Source organism: Dermacoccus sp. NHGro5 (assembly GCF_017565385.1).
Taxonomy (GTDB): Bacteria; Actinomycetota; Actinomycetes; order Actinomycetales; family Dermatophilaceae; genus Dermacoccus; species Dermacoccus nishinomiyaensis.
Window position 1 is genome coordinate 27,482 of sequence record NZ_JAGEKQ010000018.1, and the last position, 12,241, is coordinate 39,722.

At 69.4% G+C, this 12,241-nt stretch carries 14 protein-coding genes; 10 read left to right on the plus strand and 4 right to left on the minus strand.

The genetic code is table 11. The annotated features are described in order from the left end of the window. Positions 1–142 precede the first annotated feature (142 nt). The 3 genes from fdxA to J4Z35_RS08960 all read left to right on the plus strand — a co-directional run bounded on the left by fdxA (position 143) and on the right by J4Z35_RS08960 (position 3,461). Positions 143–466 carry a ferredoxin gene (fdxA, locus tag J4Z35_RS08950; RefSeq protein WP_006947414.1) on the plus strand — a complete coding sequence of 108 codons (324 nt, stop codon included), beginning with the start codon at positions 143–145 and terminating at the stop codon, positions 464–466. Positions 467–958: 492 nt separating this feature from the next. Then, positions 959–2,074, plus strand: coding sequence for a succinyldiaminopimelate transaminase (dapC, locus tag J4Z35_RS08955; protein WP_062257065.1), 1,116 nt, complete (start codon positions 959–961; stop codon positions 2,072–2,074). A 121-nt stretch (positions 2,075–2,195) separates the two neighbouring features. Next, positions 2,196–3,461 carry a citrate synthase gene (locus tag J4Z35_RS08960; RefSeq protein ID WP_062257067.1) on the plus strand — a complete coding sequence of 422 codons (1,266 nt, stop codon included), beginning with the start codon at positions 2,196–2,198 and terminating at the stop codon, positions 3,459–3,461. A gap of 191 nt (positions 3,462–3,652) precedes the next feature. On the opposite strand, the gene J4Z35_RS08965 is transcribed toward J4Z35_RS08960, so the two are convergent. Both J4Z35_RS08965 and dapD read right to left on the minus strand, forming a co-directional pair. Further along, complete coding sequence (locus tag J4Z35_RS08965; protein ID WP_062257068.1) at positions 3,653–3,901, minus strand: hypothetical protein; 249 nt, start codon at positions 3,899–3,901, stop codon at positions 3,653–3,655. A gap of 131 nt (positions 3,902–4,032) precedes the next feature. Continuing rightward, positions 4,033–4,962: a 2,3,4,5-tetrahydropyridine-2,6-dicarboxylate N-succinyltransferase gene (gene dapD, locus J4Z35_RS08970; protein WP_062257071.1), complete on the minus strand. Its 930-nt coding sequence runs from the start codon at positions 4,960–4,962 to the stop codon at positions 4,033–4,035. A 153-nt stretch (positions 4,963–5,115) separates the two neighbouring features. Between dapD and dapE the strand changes: the two genes are divergently transcribed. From dapE to J4Z35_RS08990, 4 genes are read left to right on the plus strand one after another with little or no spacing between them, the layout of a single operon-like run. Further along, the gene (dapE, locus tag J4Z35_RS08975) at positions 5,116–6,186 is read left to right on the plus strand and encodes a succinyl-diaminopimelate desuccinylase (protein ID WP_062257073.1); all 1,071 of its coding nucleotides are present in this window, start codon (positions 5,116–5,118) and stop codon (positions 6,184–6,186) included. Continuing rightward, the gene (locus J4Z35_RS08980) at positions 6,186–7,082 is read left to right on the plus strand and encodes a TIGR00730 family Rossman fold protein (RefSeq protein WP_243754982.1); all 897 of its coding nucleotides are present in this window, start codon (positions 6,186–6,188) and stop codon (positions 7,080–7,082) included. The genes dapE and J4Z35_RS08980 overlap by 1 nt, the downstream gene beginning before the upstream one ends. An 11-nt stretch (positions 7,083–7,093) precedes the next feature. Then, on the plus strand, positions 7,094–7,633 hold the full coding sequence (locus J4Z35_RS08985; RefSeq protein ID WP_006947425.1) for a DivIVA domain-containing protein: 540 nt from the start codon (positions 7,094–7,096) through the stop codon (positions 7,631–7,633). Continuing rightward, positions 7,630–8,223, plus strand: coding sequence for a DNA-3-methyladenine glycosylase I (locus J4Z35_RS08990; protein WP_062257075.1), 594 nt, complete (start codon positions 7,630–7,632; stop codon positions 8,221–8,223). Before J4Z35_RS08985 ends, J4Z35_RS08990 begins: the two co-directional genes overlap by 4 nt. Positions 8,224–8,520: 297 nt before the next feature. Here J4Z35_RS08990 and J4Z35_RS08995 read toward each other — a convergent pair whose 3' ends face one another. After that, positions 8,521–9,309 (minus strand): enoyl-CoA hydratase-related protein, encoded by a 789-nt coding sequence (locus tag J4Z35_RS08995; RefSeq protein ID WP_040015157.1) that lies wholly within the window; start codon positions 9,307–9,309, stop codon positions 8,521–8,523. Between the two features lie 198 nt (positions 9,310–9,507). On the opposite strand from J4Z35_RS08995, the gene J4Z35_RS09000 reads away from it, so the two are divergent. Beyond that, on the plus strand, positions 9,508–9,675 hold the full coding sequence (locus J4Z35_RS09000) for a DUF3117 domain-containing protein (RefSeq protein WP_006947428.1): 168 nt from the start codon (positions 9,508–9,510) through the stop codon (positions 9,673–9,675). A 226-nt stretch (positions 9,676–9,901) separates the two neighbouring features. Here J4Z35_RS09000 and J4Z35_RS09005 read toward each other — a convergent pair whose 3' ends face one another. Then, positions 9,902–10,534 (minus strand): O-methyltransferase, encoded by a 633-nt coding sequence (locus J4Z35_RS09005; protein WP_038567255.1) that lies wholly within the window; start codon positions 10,532–10,534, stop codon positions 9,902–9,904. 380 nt (positions 10,535–10,914) lie between these two features. Here J4Z35_RS09005 and sigE point away from each other — a divergent pair, with 380 nt between their 5' ends. After that, on the plus strand, positions 10,915–11,592 hold the full coding sequence (gene sigE / locus J4Z35_RS09010; protein WP_177817231.1) for an RNA polymerase sigma factor SigE: 678 nt from the start codon (positions 10,915–10,917) through the stop codon (positions 11,590–11,592). Then, a complete protein-coding gene (locus J4Z35_RS09015; RefSeq protein ID WP_062257077.1) occupies positions 11,589–12,221 on the plus strand; it encodes a hypothetical protein in 633 nt (210 codons plus the stop codon). The genes sigE and J4Z35_RS09015 overlap by 4 nt, the downstream gene beginning before the upstream one ends. The last annotated feature ends 20 nt before the right edge of the window (positions 12,222–12,241 follow it).

Below are 12,241 nucleotides of genomic sequence, written 5' to 3' on the forward strand. Positions count from 1 at the left end.
GGAGTCGCGCACATCGGCATACTAGGAGGCAACCATCCGAACATCGCACCGTGACGCTCGGATACCAAGAACGTTCGCTGTCCGCATCTCGCCTCTGCACGGGTCGGCCGGCGGGCGCAACGCGACCACCGAGGAGCTACCCGTGACGTACGTCATCGCCCAGCCCTGTGTCGATGTCAAGGACAAGGCCTGCATCGAAGAGTGCCCCGTCGACTGCATCTACGAGGGTGAGCGTTCGCTCTACATCCACCCCGACGAGTGCGTCGACTGCGGCGCGTGCGAGCCGGTGTGCCCCGTCGAGGCCATCTACTACGAGGACGACACGCCCGAGGAGTGGGCCGACTACTACAAGGCCAACGTCGAGTTCTTCGACGACCTCGGCTCGCCCGGTGGCGCCGCGAAGATGGGCGTCATCAAGAAGGATCACCCGATCATCGCCGTCCTGCCCCCGCAGAACCAGGACTGACGACCAGGGCTGGTGGCCAGGGCTGACGGTGAGGCCTGACGAGGACCGGCAGGCCGACGTCTGTGCCCCAAAGGTGCTGGGCGCTTGCGTGCCTGCACGCGAACCTCGCTCGCGCCAATAGAATCCTGCCCTTTCGAACCCCGCGCCAATCGAACCCCCGCGCGAGCTGCTGACGGCTCGTGCGGGGGTTCGTCGTGTCCCGCACCCATCTGCGATCTACGTCCACCTTCGCGATCTACGTCCCCTTTGGCGATTCCTGTCCACATCGGCGATTGTCGTCCACATTTACGTCGTCGCCGCGGCACGGGGGTCGACCGCGAAGGTGGACGAAGAACATCGCAGAGGGGGAGGCGGTTCGCAGAGATGGACGGAAATCGCGAATGGTGACGAAGATCGCAGGAGTGGACGCCGTTCGCCGATGGGCACGCGGCCCTGGCGGCGCGGGGGTTCGGGCCGGGTGCGGATGTCGGTGGCAGGTGCGAGAATGGCGGCATGGCGCTCAACCTTCCTGACTTCCCCTGGGATTCGCTGGCCGCGGCCAAGGCGCGCGCGAGTGAGCACCCTGACGGCATCGTCGACCTCAGCGTCGGCACGCCCGTCGATCCGACGCCGCAGATCCTGCAGGACGCACTCGCGGCCAACGCCGACGCCCACGGTTACCCGCAGGTGTGGGGGACCCCCGATCTGCGTGAGGCGATCGCCGCCTGGTACGCACGCCGCCGCAACGCGAGCCACGTCGACCCCGACGGCGTCATGCCCACGGTCGGTTCTAAAGAACTGGTCGCGTGGCTCCCGACGCTGCTCGGCCTGGGCGCCGGGGACGTCGTCGCCTTTCCCGAGGTCGCCTACCCGACGTACGACGTCGGCGCTCGCCTCGCGGGCGCGACGCCACGTCCGATGCGGGGCCTCACCGAGTTCGGGCCGCAGGCGCCGAAGCTGCTGTGGATCAACAGCCCCGGCAACCCGAACGGCAAGGTTCTCGGTGTCGAGCACCTCAAGAAGGTCGTCGACTGGGCACGCGCGCGTGGCGTCATCGTCGCGAGCGACGAGTGCTACGCCGAGCTCGACTGGCGTGACGGCGCCGGCGAGGCGGGGCAGCTGAGCGCCCCGAGCATCCTCGACGACCGCGTGTGCGGTGGAGATCACACCGGGCTGCTGTCGGTGTACTCCCTGAGCAAGCAGTCGAGCCTTGCCGGATACCGTGCGAGCTTCGTCGCGGGTGACCCAGCGATCGTCAAGCAGCTCGTCGACGTTCGCAAGCACGCCGGCATGATCGTGCCGTGGCCGGTGCAGCGGGTGCTCAAGACGGCGGTCGAGGACGACGCCCACGTGGCCGCCCAGAAGGCGATCTACGCGCGCCGCCGCGCCGCTCTCAAACCTGCGCTGGAGGCGGCAGCCTGGCGGATCGACGATTCCGAGGCCGGTCTGTACCTGTGGGCGACGCAGGGACGCCCCTGCCGCGAGTCGATCGACGCGCTCGCCGAGCTCGGCATCCTCGCTGCGCCGGGCGACTTCTACGGCGTCGCGGGCGAGCAGCACGTCCGCATCGCGCTGACGGCCACCGACGAACGGATCGACGCCGCTGTGAGGCGCCTCACAGCGGGTTGACGGACAGTCAAAGTTTTTCCTCTACCCGGTGGTAGCGGATTAAAAGCAGCGGAAATTCTCAGGTAACGTCTCATTCGCTAACCCGGTACACCCCTGCCGGTCCGCAAGGAGGAAAACCCACATGACTTCTCAGGGCAACGCCACGTTCACGGCCGACGACAAGGAACTCGAGTTCCCGATCGTCGAGGCCGTCGAGGGCTGCAGCGGCTACGACATCTCGGCGCTCATGAAGGAGACGGGCAACGTCACCCTCGACGTCGGCTTCGTCAACACCGCGTCGTGCAAGTCCGCCATCACCTACATCGACGGTGACCAGGGCATCCTGCGCTACCGCGGTTACCCCATCGACCAGGTCGCGGAGAACGCCTCGTTCCTCGAGGTCGCCGCGCTCCTCATCGACGGTGATCTGCCGTCGCAGGCTCGTCTCGACGAGATCACCCAGGCCGTCGCGAAGGCGTCTGTCCTGCCCGAGGGCCTGGAGAAGATCTTCGACGCGTTCCCCAAGGGCGCGCACCCGATGCTGATCCTCGCCTCCGTCGTCCCGGCGCTCGGCACGTACTACGCCGACGCGCTGTCGGTGAAGGACGACGCCGCGATCGACAAGGCGACGGCCGTCCTGCTGGGCGCCGTCCCGACGCTTGCCGCGTACTCGTACCGCAAGTCGATCGGTGAGTCGTTCATCGCGCCCGACGCCTCGCTCGGGTACGTCGAGAACTTCCTGCACATGATGTTCGGCGGCGACGTCGACCAGGCCACCGCCGATGCGCTCGACATGCTCTTCACGCTGCACGGCGACCACGAGCAGAACTGCTCGGCCTCGACCGTCCGCATGGTTGGTTCCGCCGAGGCGGACCTGTTTCAGTCGATCACCGCCGGCATCGGCGCCCTCTCGGGCCCGCTGCACGGTGGCGCGAACTCTGCTGTTCTCGAGATGCTCGAGAAGATCCAGTCGACGGGTGACTCGGCCGAGGACTTCATGGACAAGGTGAAGAACAAGGTCGACGGCGTGAAGCTCATGGGCTTCGGCCACCGCGTCTACAAGAGCTACGACCCGCGCGCCGCCATCGTCAAGAAGGCGACCCACTCGATCCTCGAGAAGAACGGCAAGGACGAGCAGCTCGAGCTCGCCATGGGCCTCGAGGAGCGCGCGCTGAAGGACGACTACTTCGTGCAGCGCAAGCTGTACCCGAACGTCGACTTCTACACGGGCCTCATCTACAAGTCGATGGGCTTCCCGACGAACATGTTCACCGTCCTGTTCGCCATCGGCCGCATGCCCGGCTGGATCGCGCAGTGGCGTGAGCAGAACAAGGACGCGGCGAAGAAGATCGGCCGTCCGCGTCAGGTGTACGTCGGCGCGACCGAGCGCGACTACCCGACGAAGTGACGCCGGCGCGGCGCTGATCGCGTTCGCACCGTCGGACGAAGGGGCTGTTCACCATCGAAGGTGAGCAGCCCCTCCATCATGCCTGACGTCCGGCCGGTACGACGGCCTTCCCCGCGTCAGGGACGGGGGGGTGTCGCCCCACGCAAGAGCGCGCGCTGGGTTCGATCGGTCGCAGCGGCGAGCGGCGGGCGTCAGCCGATGAACGCGATCCCGAACGTCGCGAGCAGGCCCAGCAGCAGGAAAAGAGCGACGATGCGCTGCATCCTGCTCGCGCCGCTCATCGACGACGCGGCCTGCAGATCCGGCGCCGAGTAGGCGTCGAAGCCACTCTCGCGGACCTGGTCGCGCTCGCTGACGGGCACCCGCGTCTCGTGCGGCTCCCGCAGGTCCTCGCGTGGGGTCGGGCCGTTCAGGTGCGTTCGGTCGGGGTGGCTCGTCATCGTCGTCTCCTCGTGCGTGGGGCGCTCACAGTGTGACGCCTGGCTGACGGTCCGTGGGGTTGAACGGGTGATGAAATGCCGCGGGGCGCCGCGGCTCGGATGGTCGCGACCCCGCATGCCCGCCTGTGGCGTCAGTTCTTGTGCAGGTCCGCGTTGAGCTCGATGCCCCTGCCTGCGCGGGCGCGGCACTCGACGGCGCCCGTCTCGGAGTTGCGCAGGAAGAGCATGTTGGCGCCACCGGAGAGCTCGACGGCCTTGGTGACGGTGCCGTCGGGCATCGTCACCTTGGTGCCGGCGGTGAGGTAGAGGCCGGCCTCGACGACGCAGTCGTCACCGAGCGCAATGCCGAGGCCCGATTCGGCGCCGAGCAGGCAGCGTTCGCCGAGGCTGACGCGCTGCGTGCCGCCGCCCGACAGGGTGCCCATGATCGAGGCGCCGCCGCCGATGTCGGAGCCGTCGCCGACGACGACGCCCTGCGTGATACGCCCCTCGACCATGGAGTGCCCGAGCGTGCCGGCGTTGAAGTTGACGAAACCCTCCTGCATGACGGTCGTGCCCTCGGCGAGGTGGGCGCCGAGACGCACGCGGTCGGCGTCGGCGACGCGGACACCGCTGGGCGTGACGTAGTCGGTCATGCGCGGGAACTTGTCGATGCTGAAGACGCTGACGGGGCCACGCTGACGCAGACGCGCGCGCGTCATCTCGAAGTCGTCGACGGCGCACGGGCCGAAGTTCGTCCACACCACGTTGGCGAGCCGGCCGAAGATGCCGTCGAGGTTGATGGTGTTCGGCAGCACGAGGCGGTGGCTGAGCAGATGCAGGCGCAGGTACGCGTCGGGAACGTCGTCCGGGGCGGCGTCGAGGTCGATGACGGTGCGCACGACCTTCGTCGTCACCGTGCGCGCGTCGTCCTTCGTCTCGAGGGCGGTGAGCGCGGACGGAGCCTTGGTGGCGTCGTCGGGCGTGCCGAGCGCGGGGGAGGGGTACCACGTGTCGAGCGTGGTGCCGTCGGCGGTCACGGTGGCGAGGCCGTAGCCCCAGGCGGTGCGTGCATCAGTCATGCCGCCCAGGCTACCGAGGGGTTCGCGGCTGTGGGTGGGCTCGTCCGGGTGGCGGGCCGACTCGTCTGCGATTCGCGCACACATTCGCTCCCCGGGCGATGGACGTTCCTCTCCCGTGCCACGGTTGTCGGCGACGGGTCATAGGGTGTGGGCATGGCTTCTCTGGACCTGACGCAGGACGTCGTCGCGCTCACCGAATCGGTGTGCAACATCGAGTCGGTCTCTCTCGATGAGAAGAACCTCGCCGACGCGATCGAGGCCGAGCTCGCGACGCTCGACCACCTCGACGTCGTACGCGACGGCAACACGATCGTCGCCCGCACGAACCTGGGGCGTGACGAACGCATCGTCCTCGCCGGCCACATCGACACGGTGCCGCTGACGAAGGATCCCGCCAACCTGCCCGTCAAGCGTGTCGGCGGCAAGCTGCACGGGCGCGGCACGACCGACATGAAGGGCGGGGTGTCCGTCCAGCTCAAGATCGCCAAAGAACTGACGGAGCCGAACCGCGACATCACCTTCGTCTTCTACGAGGGCGAGGAGATCGAGGATCAGCACAACGGTCTGGGGCGCATTGCGCGCACCCGACCGGAGCTGCTCGAGGGGGCCGCGTTCGCCGTCCTGCTCGAGCCGACCAACGGCGGTATCGAGGGCGGCTGCAAGGGGACGCTGCGGGTTCACGTGCGCACCAAGGGAATCGCCGCCCACTCGGCGCGGCCCTGGAAGGGTGACAACGCCATCCACAAGGCTGCCGACATCCTCAACCGGTTGCGTGAGTACGAACCGCAGACGGTCACCGTCGACGGTCTCGACTACCACGAGGGCCTCAACGCGGTGAACATCTCCGGCGGCATCGCGGGCAACGTCATCCCCGACGCGTGCACGGTGACGGTGAACTACCGCTTCGCGCCGGACAAGAGCGCCGAGGACGCGCTCGCGTACGTCACGACGTTCTTCGATGGTTTCGACACCGAGTGCGACGATCTCGCCGGGGGCGCCCGTCCCGGTCTCGACCGCCCGGCGGCGAAGGCGTTCGTCGACGCGCTCGGCCTGCCTGTCGTCGCGAAGGAGGGGTGGACGGACGTCGCGCGCTTTTCCGCCGTCGGCGTGCCTGCGGTCAACTTCGGCCCCGGGGACCCGAACGTCGCCCACATGGACGACGAGTGGTGCCCCGAGGATCAGATCGTCACCGCGCTCGAGCTGCTCAAGGGATGGCTGGCCTGATGGCGCACCACGACGACGAGCGCGACGCGCGTAGCGCCCGCGGGAGCGAGGAGATGGTCGACGTCGCGTCGCAGCCCGGCCCGGTTGCCGATTCGGGTCTCGCGGCCCGCCGTGACGAGGCAGAACGCCGCAAGGCCGGCCCCGAGCACGACTACCACAAGGGTGCGGTCACGCTGCGCGGCAAGCACGTGCCGCGCACGACGACCGACCAGCGACTGCTCGACTCGAACTTCGAGGCGGACTGGGTCCACACCGACCCATGGCGCGTCATGCGTATCCAGGCCGAGTTCGTCGAGGGCTTCGGCGCGCTCGCCGAGCTGGGGCCCGCCATCAGCGTGTTCGGCTCGGCGCGGCTCAAGTCCGAGCATCCGGCGTACGCCGTGGGCGAGCAGGTGGGGCGCGCCCTGGTCAAGGAGGGCTTCGCCGTCGTCACCGGCGGGGGCCCGGGCGCGATGGAGGCCGCGAACAAGGGCGCCTTCGAGTCAGGCGGCACGTCCGTCGGGCTCGGCATCGAACTGCCCTTCGAGACGGGGCTCAACCGCTTCGTCAACCTCGGCGTGAACTTCCGCTACTTCTTCGTGCGCAAGACGGTGTTCGTCAAGTACACGCAGGGCGCCATCGTGCTGCCGGGCGGTGTGGGGACGCTTGACGAGATGTTCGAGGCGATCACGCTCGTGCAGACGCAGAAGGTGACGCACTACCCGATCGTGCTCGTCGGCACCGCGTTCTGGAGCCCGCTGCGCGAATGGTTGCGCGCGACGGTGCTCGCCGAGGGCATGATCTCCGAGCGCGACGTCGACCGCATGGTCATCGTCGACACCGCAGAAGAAGCCATCGCGTTCATCCGTGACGCTCACCGCGCCGCTCGCGCGGGCGAGCGTCCCGTCGAGGCCTGAGGAGCACCATCATGATGATCGTCCTCATCGTCGTCCTGATCGTCATCATCGGGGCGCTCGTCGCGGTTCTCGCCGGACGCATCGGCGTCGACTCGATGTCGGGCCCGAGCAGCACGTCATCGTTCGAGTTGCCGCCCGGCCCCCTGGGCGCACAGGGCGTGGACGCCGTTCGTTTCGACCAGGCACTGCGCGGGTACAACATGGGTCAGGTCGACGCGGTGCTCGACCGCCTGTTCGAAGAGATCGGTGAGTTGGAATCGCAGCTCGGCGAGAAGCCCGACGGTGCGCGCGCCACGACGGCTCGCCCTGACGCCGTGGCCGACGCGGAGGGTGCGTCTCGTAGCCGCCCGGCCGGTGACGAGGCGGCCGAGATCGTCCAGTTCCGGCGTCGCGGGCGCCGCTCGCTCGGGCACGAGCGCGAGGACGAGGCGTCTGAGACCGCGGCGCGCGAGGCCGTGGCGCTCGACAAGGGCGATGAGCCAGTTGGCAGTGATGAGCCGGGAGGCCGGCACGCGGCGTCGCGGGAGTCGTCGAGCGACCGCCACGCATGAGCCTGCTCATCGTCGGTGACGACGGTGTCGCCCGCTGCGCATGGGCCACGAGCGCACCAGATTACGTCGCCTACCACGACGACGAATGGGGGCGACGGGTGCGCGGTGAGCGGGAACTGTTCGAGCGGCTGACGCTCGAGTCGTTCCAGTCGGGGTTGTCCTGGCTGACGATCCTGCGCAAGCGTGAGGCGTTCCGGGCGGCCTTCGTCGGGTTCGAGCCGGATGCCGTGGCGGCGCTCGGGGCCGCCGATGTCGAGCGGTTGATGGGCGATGCCTCGATCGTGCGTAATCGCCGCAAGATCGAGGCTGCGGTGATGAACGCGCGCGCCGTCGTCGAGCTGCGTGCCGACGGTGGGCTCGAGGCGCTCATCGACACCTTCCCGCCTGCGGCGCACGAGCGCCCGGCGACCGTGGCGGACGTCGTCGGGTCGTCGGACGAGTCGACCGCGCTCGCGAAAGAACTGAAACGGCGCGGCTTCGCGCACGTCGGACCTACGACCTGCTACTCGCTCATGCAGGCGTGCGGGTACGTCAACGACCACGCAGCAGGGTGTGTTGCCGGCGACGCCATCGAACGTCTGGCGGGGTGAGGTCGAGGCGCCCGGTGCCCGGCGCCGTCGCCGGGTCAAACGTGAGACGGCTGCGTCGTCGGCGTGAGCCCTCCGAGCATCAGGTTGACGGCGGGGGTGCGCGCCGAACGCAGGCAATCTGTGCCGTGCCCCCTAGGGACCGTCGCTCGGCACCCCCTCGGCACCCCAGACTACCGGCGGGGGCGACCGTCAGACACAGGGTGCCCTTCGCGCGTCTCTGGGAGCCCCAGCCTGCGAACGGAGGGAGCGACGGGCCGCCGTCGCCGTAGGCGAATGTGGAGGAACATCGCCGATGGGTCAGCGGCCCTCGAAGGTCGGGGGCTGCTTGGTGAGGAAGGCGTCGACGGCGCGTCGGTGATCGTCGCTCGATCCCGTGCGGATCATGAGCGGCTCCTCGTGGGCCAACGACTCCACCAGCGAGTGGTTCGACGCGAATTCGAGCGCATCGCGCATCGCGGCGTAGGCGAGGGTCGGGCCGGCCGCGAGTCGGGCCGCCCATGACTGCGCTGCGGCGAGGGCGTCGTCCTCGATGCGGTTGACCAGGCCGATGCGCAGGGCCTCGTCGGCGTCGATCGTCCGCGCATCGAAGAGCAGTTCGCGCGCGCGGGCCGAGCCGACGAGTCGCTGCAGGCTCCAGCTCGCGCCCGTGTCGCAGCTGAGCCCGATGCCCGCGAACGCCGTCGTGAACTTGGCCGTGGGCGCGGCGATCCGGAAGTCGGCCAGCATCGCGAGCGACAACCCGGCGCCTGCCGCCACGCCGTTGACGGCGGCGATGACGGGCTTCGGCATCTGCGCGAGCGTCGTCGCGATCGGGTTGTAGTAGCGCGACACCGATTCGAACGGGCCCTTCGACCCGGCACCGAGCTGCTCGGCGTGCTCGCGCAGATCCTGGCCGACGCAGAATCCGCGCCCGGCCCCCGTCAGGACGAGGGCTCGGATCGACGCATCGTCGGCGACCTGTCTGACGGCGGCGAGCAGCGCGGTCTTGCTCGTGTCGGTCAGTGAGTTGAGCGAGTCGGGGCGGTCGAGCGTGACGGTGGCGACGCCGTCGCTCACGTCGACGAGAACTTCAGAGGTGGCAGACATGGTGACGAGTTTCACACATGGATTTCGTCTGCCTGGCAGGACGCGCAATAATGGTGGGTAACAAGCTGATCGACGAGCACACCGGCGCCCTTGCGAGAGCGGGGAGTCGTGTTCGGCGCGACGGAGGATCGCGGCACGCTTCGACGATGTGGCAGAACCTAGCGCGCCGTGTGGCGCGTTCTCGAAAGGGGTCAACCCATGGCAGCGATGAAGCCGCGGACCGGTGACGGTCCCCTTGAGGTCGCGAAGGAAGGCCGCAGCATCCTGCTGCGCATGCCGCTCGAAGGCGGCGGGCGTCTCGTCGTCGAGATGAACGCCGACGAGGCCAAGGCCCTCGGCGCCGCGATCACCGACTGCGTCGGCTGACGCGTTCGTCACGCACCGCTCGAAACAGGCGCCTCATCCCTCCGGGGATGAGGCGCCTGTTCGCGTCGTGCCAGCGCCGGCGGCTGGGTGGCAGCGCGACAGGCAGCCGCGCTGTGTGTCGCCACTCGTGTTCACGCAACTCGTGGCCGAGGGTGAGCAGGCGGGCGTCAGCGCTTGGCGCGCCTCGTGCTCGCGCAACTCGTCGCAGAGGGCGCGCAGGCCGGCGTCAGCGTTTGACGCAGACGAGGAGGCCGTCGCCGACGGGCAGGAGCGTCGTGAGCAGGTCGTCACGTTCGCGCAGCTCCTTGCCGAGGGCGCGCAGACGCTTCGTCGTCTCGTCGCGCACCGCGGGGTCGGCGACGCGGTCATGCCACAGCATGTTGTCGAGGACGATGACGCCGCCGCGCCGCACGAGACGCAGCGCCTGCTCGACGTACGCGGGGTATTCGTCCTTCTCACCGTCGACGAGGACGAGGTCGTAGGCGGCATCCGCGAGGCGCGGCAGCACCGTCAGGGCGCTGCCGGAGATGATGCGGGTGCGCTGGGGCGGGTAACCCGCGCGCTGGTACGCCGCGCGGGCGGCGCGCTGGTGTTCCATGCTGATGTCGATCGTGGTGAGCACCCCGTCAGCCGGCATGCCGTCGAGCAGCCACAGCCCGGACGAACCGGCGCCCGTGCCGATCTCGACGACGGTGCGCGCCGCCGTCGACGCCGCGAGCATGCGCAGGGCAGCGCCCGCGGCGCTCGTCACCGGGGTGGCGCCGAGGTGCTCGCCCTGGATGCGGGCAGCCTCGATGTGCTGGGGCTCGTCGGCGAAATCCTCGGCGTACGCCCAGCTCGCGGGCTTGAAACTGGTCATGGGGGACATCCTAGGGGCGCTCGCAGCCCCACCCGATCCGTGGGTCGGCACGCGGCTGTGCGCCGATGGCGGCTCCAGGCCCAGTGCAGCCGACTCTGCGCGCAGTGCGGCGCCAGCCCCTGTGCAGCCCACTGTGCGCGGATGACGGCCGTCGAGCTCCGCGGCCCGAGGCGCTCGACGTCTCAGCAGCAGGGCAGCGTTCGGAATGCGCGACAAGAATGCAGCATCCGCAATGGGCCCCACGAATTCTGAACGCAACTGGGCCTCAGCCGCACGAGGCGGCCAGCCGGCGGGTCCCTCAGCAAGTCCACAGGCATGCCGGGGATAATGAATGCTCGCGGCGCGCCAGCGCCGAGATGCGGTCGGGAGGACCCATGTCGATGTCGAACCCCCGGGGCGCAGTTGCCGACCCCGTTCACCCCGTCAACACGCGCTCGCGTGTGCATGTCGCCGAGCAGGCGCCGCCTGGCTGGCAGCCGCCGACGTGGGAGGAGATCGTCACCGAGCACAGTGCGCGCGTCTACCGACTCGCCTACCGCCTCACCGGCAACGTCCACGACGCAGAGGACCTGACGCACGACGTCTTCGTGCGCGTGTTCAATTCGCTCGGTTCGTACCGTCCCGGCACCTTCGAGGGCTGGCTGCACCGCATCACGACGAACATGTTCCTCGATCGCATGCGCCGCAAGCAGCGCATCCGCTTCGACGCCCTGGCCGACGACGCCGACGGCCGGCTGCCCTCCGGAGCGGCCGGGCCCGAGCAGGTCGTCCTCGACGCGCAGTTGGACGACGACGTGCAGCGCGCGCTCGACGCGCTGGCCCCCGACTTCCGCGCGGCGGTCGTGCTGTGCGACATCGAGGGCCTCACGTACGAGGAGATCGCCCAGACTCTCGGACTGAAGCTCGGCACGGTGCGTTCACGCATCCACCGCGGCCGGGCCGCCCTGCGCGAGTCGCTCGCGCATCGCTCGCCCGCCGCTCGTGAGGCGCGACGTCGTAGCGTCGTCCAGGCCGCGAAGGAGGGGCTCACGCGACGCCCGGCCGTGGGGCTCACGTGATCCGCCGGTATCGCTCGGGGCACCTGGGCGAAGCCATCGACCTGTACGTCGACGGCAGACTCGACGCGGTGTCGATGCGGTGCGCGGCGCGCCACCTGCTCGTGTGCTCGGTGTGCCGCCGTGACGTCGACGCGGAACGCGCCATCGTTCGTGAGGTGCGCGCGGTGCCCGTCGACCCCGACCGTCATGCTTCCCTCGTCGCAGGGCTGCTCGCTCTGGCGCCGGAGTGCGCGTCGCGGCCGCCGTCAGCGGCGCCTGGCTCCTGCGCCGACGAGGCCATGGTGCTGGAGGCGGCGCCCCACCGCGCTGCGGCTGGTTCCCGGGAGGACGAGATCGCGTGGCAGGATGCCACGCGCCAGCACCCGGCAGCGCGCCGGCGCCGCTCGAACGTGCGGGCGGGGCTCGTCGCGGGTCTCGCGGGCCTCGGCTCGACCGCGGCATGCGTGGGCGCGTTCGTGCTCGTCACACCGTCGCATTCCGCGCCGATGGCGCCGGAGCGCAGCCGCATGGCGAGCGTCGGAAGCGACAGGATCGCGCCCCCGACGATCGATGTCGCGGGCAGCCGCGAGGTCACGCACGGTGAGCGGGTGACGGTGAGTCGCGCCGGATCAGGCAGAATGGCCCCATGAGCGAGTTCGCAGGGGTGACG